We start from the raw sequence: 13395 nt of genomic DNA, 5'->3' as shown, positions 1-13395 counted from the left end.
GGCGAGGCAGCTAGGACTCCTGTCTACTAGGTGATTCGCCCCGCTTTCAGGGTTATCGCGAAAATGGCCGGCGGTGCCGCGGCCCGGGATCGGAGCTGCCGAACCCGGGCCGCGACCCGACCTCAGTCGATGTCCTCCCGGACCCGGGCGACCAGTTGGGTCGGATTGACGTACCGCAGTGCGATCACCAACAGCACCAGCATCATCGTGGTGTACATGACCGCCATCGCGTCGATGGACTGCTGGGCCCGGATGCCCGCCGCCGACATGGAGTAGTACAGCGCCACCACCAGGGTCTGCGAGTCCGGCCCGGCGGTGAGGAAGGTCAACTCGAACATCCCGACCGTCCGCACCAGTACCAGGATCGAGGCGGCCAGGATGCCCGGGGTGAGCAGCGGGGCGAGGATCCGCACGAAGATCTGCCGGGTACCGGCCCCGCACATCCGGGCCGCCCGCTCCACCGCCGGATCGATCTGCTCGATGAACGGCGTCATGGTGAGGATGACGAACGGCACCGACGGCACCAGGTTCGCCAGTACCACCCCGGAGAGATGCCCGGCGAAGCCGTACTTGTAGAGCACCGTGGCCAGCGGGATGCCGTAGGTGATCGGCGGCATCAGGATCGGCAGCAGGAAGAGCAGGTAGAGCAGCCGCCGGCCCGGGAAGGAACGGCGGGCCAGCACGTACGCGGCGGGCACCCCGATCAGCACCGAGATGCCGACCACCAGCAGCGACACCTCCAGGGTCACCAGCAGCACCTGGAAGAGGCCGAACTCCTGCCACGCCTGCCCGTACCACCGGCCGGTGTAGCCCTGCGGCAGCCAGGTGTCGTACCAGCGGTCGCCGAAGGAGCTGACCAGCACCGAGCCGATCACACCGGCCAGGTTGACGAAGAAGAACGCCACCACGCCCCAGATCAGCCAGGCCGCCGGCCGGGCGACCAGGCGACGGCGGCGGGGCGCCGGGGCCGTCACGGAACTCATCAGCCCTTCCCTCCCGCCGTCGATCCGGTGTAGAGCAGGGCCCGCCAGCCGAGCACGGCGGCGATCACCAGCAGTTCGACCAGCCCCATCAGCACCGCGATGGTGGCCGCCAGCGGATAGTCGTACTGGACGTACGCCGCCTCGTACGCGGCGATCGAGATCACCCTCGTGGTACCGGCCGGGTCACCGACCAGGATCGCCGACGGGAAGACGCTGAACGCCAGTACGAAGGTGAGGCAGAACGTGGTGGCCAGGCCGGGCGCCAGCAGCGGCAGGGTGATCCGGCGGAACCGCTGCCACCAGCCGGCGCCGAGGGTCGCGGCGGCCCGCTCCAGCGTCGGGTCGATGCCCGACAGGTACGACAGCACCAGCAGGAAGGCGAACGGGAAGCCGGTGATGACGATCGAGAAGAACACCCCCCAGTAGTTGTTGGTCAGCCGGACCGGTTCGTCGGCCAGCCCGACGTTCAGCAGGATCCGGTTGAACCAGCCGGCGGGGCCGAGGAAGTTGAGCAGCCCCTGCGCGGTGAGCACCGTGCCGAGGGTGATCGGCACCACCAGTACGGTGGTGAGCAGCCGCTTCCCCCGGAACCGCCCCCGCATCCGGTAGGCGATCGGCACCGAGGCGGCGACGTTGAGCAGTGCCGCCGGCAGCGACAGCTTCAGCGTCGTCCAGATGGTGTCCCGCTGGTACGGGTCGGAGAAGAACTCCTGGTACGCGGCGAACGGCCCGCCCTCGGTCGGCTGGAACGACAGCCCGACGCCGTAGGCGAACGGATAGATGAAGAGCACCAGGACGAAGAGCGCGGCCGGGGCGAGCAGCAGGAGTTGCCGGTCGATGCCGCGTTCGGCCAGCCGGTGCCGCAACGCCACCCGGGTCCCGGCCGGGGCGCGCGGCTCGGTCGGGCGCTCGTCGGCCGGCCCGCCGGTCCGGGGTGGGGTGGCGGTGGCGCTCACCGGGAGCCTCCGGTGGCCGGTTCGTCCACCGGCGCGTCGGCGGAGTCGTCCACCGGCGTGCCGGCGGGCTCGTCCGGCGCCGCCCCGGCCGGTCCCGGCTCCCCGTCGGACCGTCCGGACGGCTCGGCCAGCGGGAAGACCAGCAGTCGCCCGGGATCCACCGCGATCCCGATCCGGTCGCCGAGCGCCGGACGCTGGTCGGTACGCAGGTTGAACTGCACCCCCTCGGCGGTACGCGCCTCGACCGCCACCTCCCGGCCCTGGTACTCGACCACCTCCACGGTGGCCGGCACGCCCGACTCCGGCCCGGTGATCCGCAGGTCCTCGGGGCGGACCCCGGCGATCACCTCGGCTCCGGCGGTGACCGGCCCGACGGCGGTGCCGACCAGCCGGATGCCCTGACCGGTCACCACCACCTCGGAGCCGCCACCGGACTCCACCCGCAACCGCAGCAGGTTGCGGTAGCCCATGAAGTCGGCGACGTGCCAGTTCGCCGGCCGGGTGTGCAGCTCCTCCGGGGTGCCGATCTGCTGCACCCGCCCCTCGCGGAGCACCACCAGCCGGTCGGCCAGGGAGAGCGCCTCCTCCTGGTCGTGCGTGACGTAGACCGTGGTGAGCCCGAGCGACTGGTGCAGCCGGCGGATCTCGGTACGCATCTCCAGCCGCAGCTTCGCGTCCAGGTTGGACAGTGGCTCGTCCATCAGCACCAGGGTCGGTTCCAGCACCACCGCCCGGGCGATGGCGACCCGCTGCTGCTGGCCGCCGGAGAGCTGCCCGGGCAGCTTGTTGGCGTGCTCCTCCAGCCGGACGAGCCGGATCGCCTCCTCGGTGCGCCGCCGGATCTCGGCCCGGGGGAGCCGGCGCATCTGGAGGCCGAAGGCGACGTTGCGGCGTACCGACATGTGCGGGAAGAGGGCGTAGTTCTGGAAGACCATGCCGAAGCCGCGTTTCTCGGCCGGCATCGTGTCGAGCCGGGTCTCGTCGGACCAGATGCTGCCCCGGGTCAGCGGGAGCAGGCCGGCGAGGCAGTTCAGCGCGGTCGACTTGCCGCAGCCGGACGGCCCGAGCAGGGCGATGAACTCGCCCCGTCGGACCGTCAGGTGCAGGTCGGCCAGCGCGTCACGCCCGGCAAAACTCCGGCTCACGCCCTCCAACCGCAACTCCGTAAAACTCACTTGCTCACCTTCGCGCCGCCGATCTCCCGGTCCCACCGGCTGAACGCCTCGACCAGCGCCTTGGCGTCGAGCGGCACCTCCAGCGGGTTGTTCGCGATCAGCTGCTCGTACTCCGGGCGGCCGTACTTCTCGATCGCGTCCCGGCTGGCCTGCGGCGCCATCGACAGCGGCACGTCCTTGATCGCCGGACCGGGGTAGAAGTACCCCTGGTCGTACGCCTTCGCCTGCTGTTCCGGCGTCAGCATGTGGTTCAGCAGGGCCAGGATCGCGGCCTGCTTGTCCGTCGAGACGCCCTTCGGCACGACCGCGTAGTGCGCGTCGGTGACCCAGTGGAAGCCCTCCAGCGTGCCGATCTTCGCCTCCGCGGGCACGGTGCCCAGCACCCGGGGGTTGATGTCCCAGCCGGTGGTCGAAACGATGATCTTCGCCGACCCGTTGGCCAGGTTCTTCATCGTCTCGCCGGTGCCGGACGGATAGAGCCGGACGTACTTGTTCAGCTCGGCCAGGTAGGCCCAGGTCTTCGTCCAGCCGTTGACCGGGTCCTTCGGGTTCGAGTCGCCGAGCAGGTACGGCAGGCCCATCAGGAAGGTCCGGCCGGGGCCGGAGTTGGACGGGCGGGCGTACTGCACCGCGCCGGGGTTCGCCTTGGCGTACTCGAGCAGCCCCTGCGCCGTCGTCGGCGGGTTCGGCACCTTCGACGGCAGGTACTCGATCAGCGGCCCGGACGGGTAGTAGGTGACGGTCACCCCGTGGTTGCCGGCCAGCTCCTGCATCGCGGCCGCGCCCGGCAGGTAGTTCGCCATCCCCGGCAGCCGGTCGGCGTGGGTCGGCAGCAGCGGGGTCCAGAGTTCCTGGTCGATGCCGGCGGCGAGCCCGTCCACCCCGGTCAGCACCAGGTCGATCTCGACCCGGTTCGCCGCCTGCTGGGCCTTGACCTTGCCGACCAGCTCCGGCGAGGGCGACTTCGAGTACGTCACCCTCGACACCGTGTCCGAGTTCTTCGCGACGAAGTCGTCGATCATCGCCTGGGTGAGTTGCAGGTTGCCGGCGACGTCGAGGATGTTCAGTACGACCGGCGAGCCGGGCTTGTCCGGCACCGCGCCCCCGGTCGGTCCGGGCGCGGCGCTCTCCGGCGCACCACAGCCGGCGGCGACCAGGCTCAGCGCGGTCAGGGCCGTGGCGGCGAACAGCCGGCGTTGGCTTCGACGCATGGGCATTCCTCTCTCTCGGTTCGGCGATCCTATGTTGTCGCGCGTGCTGTCTGTGCTGCCTGATGAACCTTTTCAACCTCCCGCTGCGGTCCGTCTTGGCCGCAGAGGGAGGTCGGGGTGGGTGCGTCGTGCTGGCTGATTTGAAAAGTTTCAATGTGTGTGGGCGGTCCGCCCCGACCCGTCCGGGCCGGGGCGGACCGCCGATGGAGCAGCTGCGACGCAGGCGGGTCTCAGCGGCCGACCCGCCGGCTCTCCGGCGGACCGAGATAGCTGTACGGCAGCTCGGCGGTCTGCACCACGAGCTGCTGCACCACCACGGTCGGGTCGACCATCCAGAACTTCAGGGTGTGTACGCCCGGCCCGTCGACCGTGTGCGTGGTCGTCGTGACGTTGACGTTCTGTGAGGTGTTCCGTTCCCACTGCCGGTTCATCGAGGTGTCGTTCGCCCCGGTGGCGGCGGTGACGTTGACGATCTGCGGTGCGGCGCCGTCGATCGAGACGGCGTAGCGCAGCCCCTCGGTCGGCAGCACGTTGTTGCGCGGCGAGAGGTATGCCGAGACCTTCACCGGGCCGGCGGAGGTCAGCGTCAGCTCGTACTCCAGGCGCGGGCTGTTCCCGCCGGGCGTCCGGCTCGGGGCGGTGACCGGGAACGGGGTCAGCCCGTCACCGGTCCGGCCGAGGTCCGGGATCCGCTTCCAGTACACCCCGCCGGTGTTGACCGCCCGGGTGTGCTGTTCGGCCGGGATCGAGACGTAGCCGTTCGCCTCGACGTGACCCCGGGGGCGCAGACCCTGCGGGTTCTCCACCCTGGCCTGCACCAGCACGCTGGCGCCGTCCGGGCCGGTGACCGTGATCGGCACCGTCGTGTCGCCGCGCGGCGCCCGCCGCCAGTCGACCCGTACCTCGACCCGGACCTGGTCGGTCACCCGACCGCCGGTACGGCTGAGCTTCAGCCAGGGCGCACCGGCGCGGACGGTGTAGTCGAACGGCACCGAGCCCCGGTTGAAGACCTCGATGTACTGCCCCGGCTGGCTCTGGTACGGGCTGAACGTCGGCAGTACCGCCGGACCGGTCTCGGCCGGCCAGTACTTCTCCGAGCCGTCGATCGCGACACCCAGTTCGGCGGTGGCCGGCAGCTCGATCCGGCGCAGGTGCGGATAGAAGGCGTCCGGCAGCGCCTGGTGGTTCAGTTCCGGCTGCTGCCAGGGCGCGTTCGGGCCGTAGCGCGCGACGTCGCCGTACCCGATCTTGGGTTGGGTCTGGAAGCCCCGCCACTTCCCGCCGGCCAGCGTGTTGTTGTAGTAGTCGGACATCGCCTGGTCGGTGTCGAAGTGTCGCTGGGCGAGGTCCGCCATCGCGTTGGTGGCGGCCCGGCCCTGCGCGGCGTAGAGCAGGTTGGTGAACTGCGCCTCGCGCAGCGCGTAGAGGTTCGCCGTCGCCGCCACCTGGTAGTGCACGAGCTGGTAGTAGGCGTCGTCGTAGCCGTCCGGCAGCCGCTCCCGGACCCGCTCCGCCCGCTCGGCCAGCTCCGCCCACTCCCGCACCACCCGGCGCATCTCCTGGTAGGCGGTCAGGCTGTACGGGTTGTCGTCGGTGTAGACCACCGCCGAGGAGTCGGTGGCCGGATCCTTCGCCGGGTCCACGGTGATCCGGCGGTTCAGCAGCTCCGGCTTGCGCCGCGCCTGGAGCTGGCCGTACTCGTGCAGGATCTCGCCGATCTCCCCGGCGTACCGGTCGGGGAAGTTCTGCGCCGCGTACTCCCGCTGCCAGTCGTCGAGCTTCTCGATCGGGATGCTCTCCGGATCCCAGGCGTAGTCGAGGAAGAGTTGCAGCGGCAGCTCCTCGTTCTTCATGTCGCCGACGTTGACCACCCAGAGCCGGTCCACCCCGTAGCGGTAGGTCAGGTTGAGCTGCTCCCAGGTGCTGGCCAGGTTGATCGTGTCGACCCACTTGTAGTTGCGGCCGCCGCCGACGTAGTCGAAGTGGTAGTACATGCCGTAGCCGCCGGGGCGGGCCGGCAGGCTCTGGTCCGGCAGCTTCCGCATGTTGCCCCAGTTGTCGTCGCAGAAGACCACGGTGACGTCGTCCGGCGGGCGCATGCCCCGGTCCCAGTAGCGCTGGACCTCCTTGTAGAGCGTGAAGACCTGCGGGATGTCGGGCAGCGCGCGGTCGCTGGACTCGGCGAGGATCTGCCGCTGCGCGGCGATGATGCTCTCCATCAGCTCGATGCCGTCGCCGTCGGGCAGGCTGACGTCGCCGTTGCCGCGCATGCCGAGGGTGACCACGCCCTCGAAGTCCTGCTCCTCCATCCGCTCGATGCCGTCCCGCCAGTACTCCTTCAGCGCCGCGGAGTTGCGCCGGAAGCTCCACTCGCCGGTCCCGCCGTACGGGTCGGTGCCGCCCCGGGCGTGCCGGTTCCACTCCTCGATGCCGCGCATCATCGGCGCCTCGTGCGAGGTCCCCATCACCACGCCGTACTCCTTGGCGGTGGCGTGGTTGGCCGGGTCGTCCTCGGCGAAGGCGCGGCCCCAGACCGCCGGCCAGAGGTAGTTCGCCTTCAGCCGGAGCATCGTCTCGAAGACCTTGGCGTAGAAGTGCCGGTTGAAGCCGCCCTCGTAGCCGGGGGCCAGGCCGGGGCCGAAGAAGTTCGGTGCCCAGGTGCCGAGCGCCGGGTTCTCGTCGTTGATGAAGAAGCCCCGGTATTTCACCGCCGGGGTGCCCTGGCTGTGCCGGCCGGGCAGCACGTGCAGCTCGTCGCTCTGCCGGGCCGGCACGTCGTCCCACCAGTACCAGGGGGAGACGCCGATCTGCTTCGACACCTCGTACGTCCCGAAGATCGTGCCGCGCTGGTCACTGCCGGCGATCACGAAGGCCCGGCGTACCCCGGGCAGCGGGTTGGCGACGATCTGCTGGAGCGAGGTCTCCCACCGGCCGGCGATGCCGCGTACGTCGAGCTTGCCGGCGGCGATCAGCCGGTCGATCAGCGGGCTCTTCCCGATGGTGCCGACGAGCACCACCTCGCCCTGCCGCGGCACCTGGTCGGTGACGACCGCCGGGCGTACCCCGGTGACCCGCTCGACGTCGGTGCGCAGGTCACCGGCCGCCCGGACCACACCGGGATGGTCGCTGGCGCTGACCACCAGCGTCGCGGCCCGACCGCGTTCGACCAGTGGCAGGCTGTTCGGCTTCGACCGGGTGGAGACGAAACCGGCGGGATCGTGTCCGGAGTCGACGCCGCGCCCGCCGGAGGAGGAGGCGGCGGCCGAGGAGACCAGGGCGGGGGTGGCCGTGACGGCGAGGGTCAGCGACAACAGCATCCGCCAGGCCTTCGGACCGGCGGATCGGCGGGGGACGGGTGCCGGTGGACCGGCGAGGATGGACCTGCTCATTCCGCGCTCCGGGGCGTAAGGAGGTGGGCATGACCGGGAGTGTGTGGCAGCGAAATTTTCGGAAGAGTTCCGGAAAGGCAATCTAAACAGGTATCGATGCACGGTCAAGTGCCCGCGATCCGTGCGGCGGGGAATTCGGGTACGGAGCGAAGCCGCCGCTAGACGATGGGTTGCCGCCGATGTACACCGCGAAAATTCCGGGAATGGCAGTGATTTGTTTCAGCTACGTTCGGTCGACAGTGCAATTCGCCGAGGTGATTCCGCTCAGCCGGCCAGCCGGGACATCCAGCTCTGCACGTCGTCGGCGGTACGCGGCAGCGCGGCCGAAAGGTTCTGGCTGCCGTCGGAGGTGACCAGCAGATCCTCCTCGATCCGCATCCCCAGCCCGCGCAGCTCCGCCGGCACCAGCTCGTCGTTCGGCTGGAAGTACAGGCCCGGCTCGACGGTCAGCACCATGCCGGCCTGCAACTCGCCCTCGACGTACCGGGCGGCGGTGGCCGGGGCGCAGTCGTGCACGTCGAGCCCGAGCATGTGCCCGGAGCCGCAGAGCGACCAGCGGCGGTAGAGCTGCCGCTGCGGGTCCAGCGCCTCCTCCACCGAGCAGCGCAGCAGACCGAGGTCGACCAGACCGGCGGCGAGGACCGACATCGCCGCCCAGTGGTAGTCCCGGAACGCCGCCCCGGGCCGGAGCTGCCCGATCGCCGCGTCGTTCGCCCGGCGTACCAGCTCGTAGAGGTCCCGCTGCACCGGGGTGAACCGGCCGTCGACCGGAAGCACCCGGGTGATGTCGGCGGTGTACCGGGTGCCGACCTCGACCCCGGCGTCCAGCAGCAGCAACTGGCCGGGGCGTACCGGACCGGTGTTGCGGTTCCAGTGCAGTACCGCCGCGTGCGAGCCGGCCGCGACGATCGGCTGGTAGCCGACCTCCTCGCCGTCGGAGCGGGCCCGCCGGGCGAAGGTGCCCTCCAGCCACCGTTCACCGCCGCCGGCCAGTGCCTCCGGCAGGGCGCGTACCACGTCCTCGAAGCCGCGCACGGTGACGTCGACGGCGTGCTGGAGCTGCCCGACCTCCCACTCGTCCTTGATCAGCCGCAGGTCGGCCAGGGCCACCACGAGCTCGCTGTCGGCGACCGGGTCCGTCACCGGCACCAGGGCGTCCACGGCCGGGTCGACGCTGCGCCTGAGCCGGATCCGACCGGCCGCGGCGAGCGCCTCGGCCAGTTCGCCGATCGGGCGGCAGCGGATCTCCAGCGCCTCGCCCAGAGTGGCAAGGTCGGCCCGGGGGCCGTTCCAGACGATGCCGGCGTTCCGGTCGGTCCAGTACTCGGCCGTGCCGGGCCGGGGCGGCTCGTCGGTGTAGAGCGTCGGCTCACCCGCCGGGTCCAGCACCAGCACGCCACCCCGGTCACCGTCCCCGGTCAGCCAGGTGTAGTCCGAACCGGGCCGGAACCGGAAGTACTGGTCGTTGCTGCGTACCGGTGCGCCGCCCGCCGGGACCACCAGGTGTTCGCCGGGGAACATCCCGGTCAGTCGGGCCCGCCGCTTCGCCGCCCAGGCCGCCACCCCCGGATCCGCCCGGACCGGCGCCTCGCTCGGCGCCCAGCCACCGAGCATGAACTCGGCGAGCGCCGGAGGCACCGGCAGGTCGTGACTACTGGTGGCGGGGACACGCTCCGACATGCCTGGCCCTTTCGCCGATGCGGCCGTACGGCCGGCGGTTCGCCTACTGGACCTCACCTTTGCCGCGAAACCGTGGTGTCGCAAGGGCGTCGCGGCAACTCCCTACGGACGTACCGGGGCGGCGGGGGAGGGTTCCGGCAGATGTCCGAAGACAGCTCCGGGCCGGCTGGCGGTGGCGGTCAGCTCCGGGGTCGGCCGTCGGCGGCTGGGGCGGGAAACTCCGGCAGCAGGGCGGGGAGTTTCCGGGCGCCCCTGGCGGTGATCGCCAGGGCGCGTTCGCCGTCCTGACGGTGGACGAGCCCGTCGGCGACGAACGCGTCGAGCACCTCGGCACCGAGCACGCCGCCGAGGTGCGGCAGTCGATGGTTGCGGTCGAGGCAGGCGGTGGCGAGCTTGCGCCGCCCGGGCCGTACGGCGTCGAGGTCCACGCCGAGGTCGCCGAAGGCGGTCGGGTCCGGGCCGAGCCGCAGCTCGTCGTGCCGCCCGTCGGGTGGCAGCAGCGCGCCCCGCTGGACCAGGGCGGCGAAGACCGCGACGCCGAGCCGGCCGGCGCAGTGGTCGTAGCAGGTGCGGGCGGTCTCGGCCGGCGACGGTGGCCGGGCGGGTCGCGGGCCCGGCGTCTCCGGGCGGCCGTGCCGGGCCAGCGCGGTGAGCACGTCGACGGTGTCCGGACTGGCCAGCCGGTAGACCACGTGCCGGCCGCGCTGCTGCACGGTGACGAGTCCCCGGGCGCGGAGCCGGGCCAGGTGGTTGCCGAGCCGTGGCGCGCTGACCCGTAGCGCGTCGGCGAGCTGGGTCATCGTGTGCGGACCCTCGACGGCCAGCAGTTGCAGGGCGGTCAGCCGGATCGGGTCGGCGAGTTCGCGGGCCAGCGAGGTGGCGGCGGCCAGCGTCGGGTCGTCGGGATCCACCCAGCCGGTCATGCCGCGTCCCTCCTCCGGTCCGTAGCGGCAGCCTAGCACCATTCATAGTTTCCTGAACTCCGGTTGCGGGCCCGGCCGGACCTCGCTACGTTCACTTTTCAGAGTTAGCTGAAGGGTGGTGGATGTGTCGACGACCGTGGTGACGAGCGACCCGGACACGGACGAGGTGACCGCCGGCGGACTGCGCCGGCTGCTCTGGGGCCGGGGCGTCTCCGCGCTCGGCGACGGCATGTGGTTCACCATCTGGGCGCTCTACCTCACCCGGGTCGTCGGCATCCCCGCCGGCACCGTCGGGGTCGGCATGGCGGTCGCCGCCGCCTTCGGCCTCGCCGCGGCCGTACCGCTCGGCGCCCTCGCCGACCGGCACGACCCGCGCCGGGTGCTGGTGGCGATCGCGGCGGTCCGGACCGTCGGCATGGCCGGCTACCTGCTGGTGGACGGGGTCTGGAGCTTCCTCGTCGTCACCGTCGCCTTCGTCGCGCTCGCCAACGGCGGCAGCGCGGTCCGTACCGCCCTGGTGGCGGCGCTGGTGCGCGACAACGGGGCGCGGGTACGGGAACTGGCCCGGCAACGGGTCGCCCAGCACGTCGGGTACGCCGCCGGTGCGGGACTCGGCGCCGCCGTCCTCGCGGTGGACCGACCCGTCGGCTACACGGTCGCCATCGCCGTCAACGCGGTCACCTTCGCGGTCTTCGGGATCGTCGCCGCCACCGTCCCCGGCCGGCGGACCGGCGGCCCGGCCCGACCGGTCCGGGCGAACGTCCGGGCCGCCCTCGGCGACCTGCCGTACGTCGGCGTCAGCGTCGCCGTCGCGCTCTTCTCGCTCTGCTGGGCCATGCTCTCCACCGGACTACCGCTCTGGATCGCGGAGTCGACCCGACTGCCGCTCGTGCTCAGCGGCATCGTGGTGGTGATCAGCTCCGTCGGCATCGCCGTCGGCCAGGTGCCGGCGACCCGGCTCGCCCGCACACCCGCCTCGGCCACCCGGACGGCCGTCTGCTCGGGCGTCGCGCTGGCGGCGAGCTGCCTGCTGCTGGCCACCACGGCCGGCGGGGCCGGGCCGGTGGCGGTCACCGTCGTGGTGGTCGCGGCACTGGCGCACCTCGCCGGTGAACTCGGGTACGTCGCGTCGAGCTGGACCCTCTCGCTGGGGCTGGCCCGGGAGCGGGCGCTCGGCGCGTACCAGGGGTTGGCCGAGGCGGCCACGGCGACGGTGCAGATCTTCGGACCCGCCCTGTTCACCCTCGCCGTCGGCACGTACGGCACCGTCGGCTGGCTCTTCGTCGCCGCGATCTTCCTGATCGCCGCGGCGCTGCTTCCGGCGCTCGTCCGGCGGGCCCTGCGGGACCGCCCGGTCAACCCCTGACCACCGCCTCGCCGACCCTAGTCGCTGCTGTTGGCGATCGCCTCCTCGAACTCGCCCCGCACCTTGTCGCCGCCGGTGCTGCGCCACTGCTTGAGCACCTCGCCCCAGGCCGAGACGGACTTGCGGCCGCTGAGGATGTCCATCTGGGCGTCGTTGACGATCGTGCCGAGCTGACCGGACCGCCGGGACCAGGTGTCGGAGAAGAGTCCGAGGGTCGGGTCCTTGACGGCGGTCGGAATGATCGACTTCTGGTACTCGTACGACTTGCGGGTCGCCGCCGCCTCGCCCGGCACGAAGATCACGTCCGGGGCGTCCACGATGTAGCGGATCCCGAGTACCGTCTGGCTCACCCCGGCCTGGGTCAGCTCCGGCCCGCCGCCGGTCATCCGGTAGTGCACCCCGGCGACGCCGTACCGGCGCAGCAGCCACTCCTCGGTGCCGAACGGCGCGGCCAGCCAGTTGCAGACCTTCAACAGCGCCCGGATCCGCCCCTCGTCGGCCTTCTTGAACGCGGTGAAGTTGTTGGTCGCCGCGGCCTGCCAGGTGGCCGCGAACCCGCCGCCGCCGTGCAGGGGCGGCCGCATCCCGCCGATGTCGAAGTCCGGGCCGGCGATGTTCTCCGCGTAGAACTGCGGCCAGGCGGTGTACCGGTCAGTGATCATCAACGCGCTGCCCGCGTTGAACCACTTCTTCGTCGGCGCGTTGTTGCTGAAGCTGTCCGGATGCACCACGCCGTCCTTGACCAGCCGGGCGGTGTCGGCGAGCGCCTGGGTGAACTCCTCGCTCTCGTACGCGCTGACCAGCCCGCCGCCCTCCAGCTTCCACCGCCACGGGTTGCCGAGCATCTGCCGGACGAAGTCGAGCGGTGCCTGGGCCAGCGCCCAGCGGTTCGCCCGGGCGTCGGTGACCTTGCGACAGACTTCCCGGAACTCGGCGAAGCTGCCCGGCTGGAGGTCGGCGCCGAGCTGCTTGAAGAGGTCGTCCCGGCGCATCATCAGGGTGCCGCCGATGCCCCGGGGCACCGGCAGGCCGTAGATGCCGCCGTTGTAACGGCAGTCCCGCCACGCCTCGGTGGGCAGGTTGGCCAGGAACGGATACTCCTGCACCGCGTTGCCGGAGAGGTACGGGCTGAGGTCCTGGCACTTGGCGGCGAGCCAGGCCGGCAGGTTGGCGGTACCGGCGGGCAGCCCGTTCGGGGTGAACAGCGCCGGCACGATGACGTCCGGCAGGTCGTCCCCGGCGACCAGGGTGGCGAACTTGGTCGGCATGTCCGGGTTCGGCACGATGGTCAACCGCAGGTCGACGCCGAGCCGCCGGTTCATCTCCTGCCAGAACGGGTTCTGCCCGACCGCGGGCGGCACCGGCGAGTTGGTCAGGACGAAGGCGGAGAACTCGCCGCCGTCGCCGGGCGGACCGTCGGTCGCCTTCACCGGCGGCTCCGGATACTTCAGGAAGGCGTCCAGCAGACCCTGCCGGTTGCCCTTCAGGTCCGGAGTGACCCCGGTGTACGGGATGTAGTTCGGCAGCCGGGCCGAGCCGCTGGCCCTGTTGCGGTCGCCGCCGGTGGCGGTGCCGCCCTCGCCGCAGCCGGCGAGCAGGCCGGGGGTGGCGACCATGGCGGCGGTACCGAGCGCGCCGGTGAGAAATTGTCGGCGTCCAATCGCCGGTTGACTGGTCATCGTTGCTCCTTGGCGTAACGCCTGCGGGAATCG

At 71.4% G+C, this 13395-nt stretch carries 9 protein-coding genes; 1 reads left to right on the top strand and 8 read right to left on the bottom strand.

Annotated features, from left to right (window positions below; genetic code table 11):
- Positions 1–122: 122 nt before the first annotated feature.
- The 7 genes from C6W10_RS01790 to C6W10_RS01760 all read right to left on the bottom strand — a co-directional run bounded on the left by C6W10_RS01790 (position 123) and on the right by C6W10_RS01760 (position 10317).
- Positions 123–983: an ABC transporter permease gene (locus C6W10_RS01790; protein ID WP_107256049.1), complete on the bottom strand. Its 861-nt coding sequence runs from the start codon at positions 981–983 to the stop codon at positions 123–125.
- Positions 983–1939 (bottom strand): ABC transporter permease, encoded by a 957-nt coding sequence (locus C6W10_RS01785; RefSeq protein ID WP_234359334.1) that lies wholly within the window; start codon positions 1937–1939, stop codon positions 983–985. Before C6W10_RS01785 ends, C6W10_RS01790 begins: the two co-directional genes overlap by 1 nt.
- Positions 1936–3114: an ABC transporter ATP-binding protein gene (locus tag C6W10_RS01780; RefSeq protein ID WP_107256048.1), complete on the bottom strand. Its 1179-nt coding sequence runs from the start codon at positions 3112–3114 to the stop codon at positions 1936–1938. The genes C6W10_RS01785 and C6W10_RS01780 overlap by 4 nt, the downstream gene beginning before the upstream one ends.
- Positions 3111–4325 carry an ABC transporter substrate-binding protein gene (locus C6W10_RS01775; RefSeq protein ID WP_107256047.1) on the bottom strand — a complete coding sequence of 405 codons (1215 nt, stop codon included), beginning with the start codon at positions 4323–4325 and terminating at the stop codon, positions 3111–3113. The genes C6W10_RS01780 and C6W10_RS01775 overlap by 4 nt, the downstream gene beginning before the upstream one ends.
- Before the next feature lie 230 nt (positions 4326–4555).
- Positions 4556–7714 (bottom strand): glycosyl hydrolase 115 family protein, encoded by a 3159-nt coding sequence (locus C6W10_RS01770; RefSeq protein WP_234361568.1) that lies wholly within the window; start codon positions 7712–7714, stop codon positions 4556–4558.
- Between the two features lie 264 nt (positions 7715–7978).
- A complete protein-coding gene (locus tag C6W10_RS01765) occupies positions 7979–9394 on the bottom strand; it encodes an aminopeptidase P family protein (protein ID WP_107256045.1) in 1416 nt (471 codons plus the stop codon).
- 179 nt (positions 9395–9573) lie between these two features.
- On the bottom strand, positions 9574–10317 hold the full coding sequence (locus C6W10_RS01760) for a helix-turn-helix transcriptional regulator (RefSeq protein WP_107256044.1): 744 nt from the start codon (positions 10315–10317) through the stop codon (positions 9574–9576).
- A 124-nt stretch (positions 10318–10441) separates the two neighbouring features.
- Here C6W10_RS01760 and C6W10_RS01755 point away from each other — a divergent pair, with 124 nt between their 5' ends.
- The gene (locus C6W10_RS01755; protein ID WP_199853833.1) at positions 10442–11683 is read left to right on the top strand and encodes an MFS transporter; all 1242 of its coding nucleotides are present in this window, start codon (positions 10442–10444) and stop codon (positions 11681–11683) included.
- 17 nt (positions 11684–11700) lie between these two features.
- Here C6W10_RS01755 and C6W10_RS01750 read toward each other — a convergent pair whose 3' ends face one another.
- Positions 11701–13362, bottom strand: coding sequence for an extracellular solute-binding protein (locus tag C6W10_RS01750; protein ID WP_159104416.1), 1662 nt, complete (start codon positions 13360–13362; stop codon positions 11701–11703).
- Positions 13363–13395 lie beyond the last annotated feature (33 nt).

It is taken from the genome of Plantactinospora sp. BB1, from assembly GCF_003030385.1.
GTDB lineage: Bacteria > Actinomycetota > Actinomycetes > Mycobacteriales > Micromonosporaceae > Plantactinospora.
The sequence above is the reverse complement of the archived record's forward strand: the minus strand, read 5'-3'. Positions and strand labels throughout refer to the sequence as shown.

Coding starts and splice junctions, on each gene's coding strand:
- C6W10_RS01775 (WP_107256047.1), bottom strand. CDS start 4,325: ATGCGTCGAAGCCAACGCCGGCTGTTCGCCGCCACGGCCCTGACCGCG.
- C6W10_RS01750 (WP_159104416.1), bottom strand. CDS start 13,362: ATGACCAGTCAACCGGCGATTGGACGCCGACAATTTCTCACCGGCGCG.
- C6W10_RS01770 (WP_234361568.1), bottom strand. CDS start 7,714: ATGAGCAGGTCCATCCTCGCCGGTCCACCGGCACCCGTCCCCCGCCGA.
- C6W10_RS01790 (WP_107256049.1), bottom strand. CDS start 983: ATGAGTTCCGTGACGGCCCCGGCGCCCCGCCGCCGTCGCCTGGTCGCC.
- C6W10_RS01760 (WP_107256044.1), bottom strand. CDS start 10,317: ATGACCGGCTGGGTGGATCCCGACGACCCGACGCTGGCCGCCGCCACC.
- C6W10_RS01765 (WP_107256045.1), bottom strand. CDS start 9,394: ATGTCGGAGCGTGTCCCCGCCACCAGTAGTCACGACCTGCCGGTGCCT.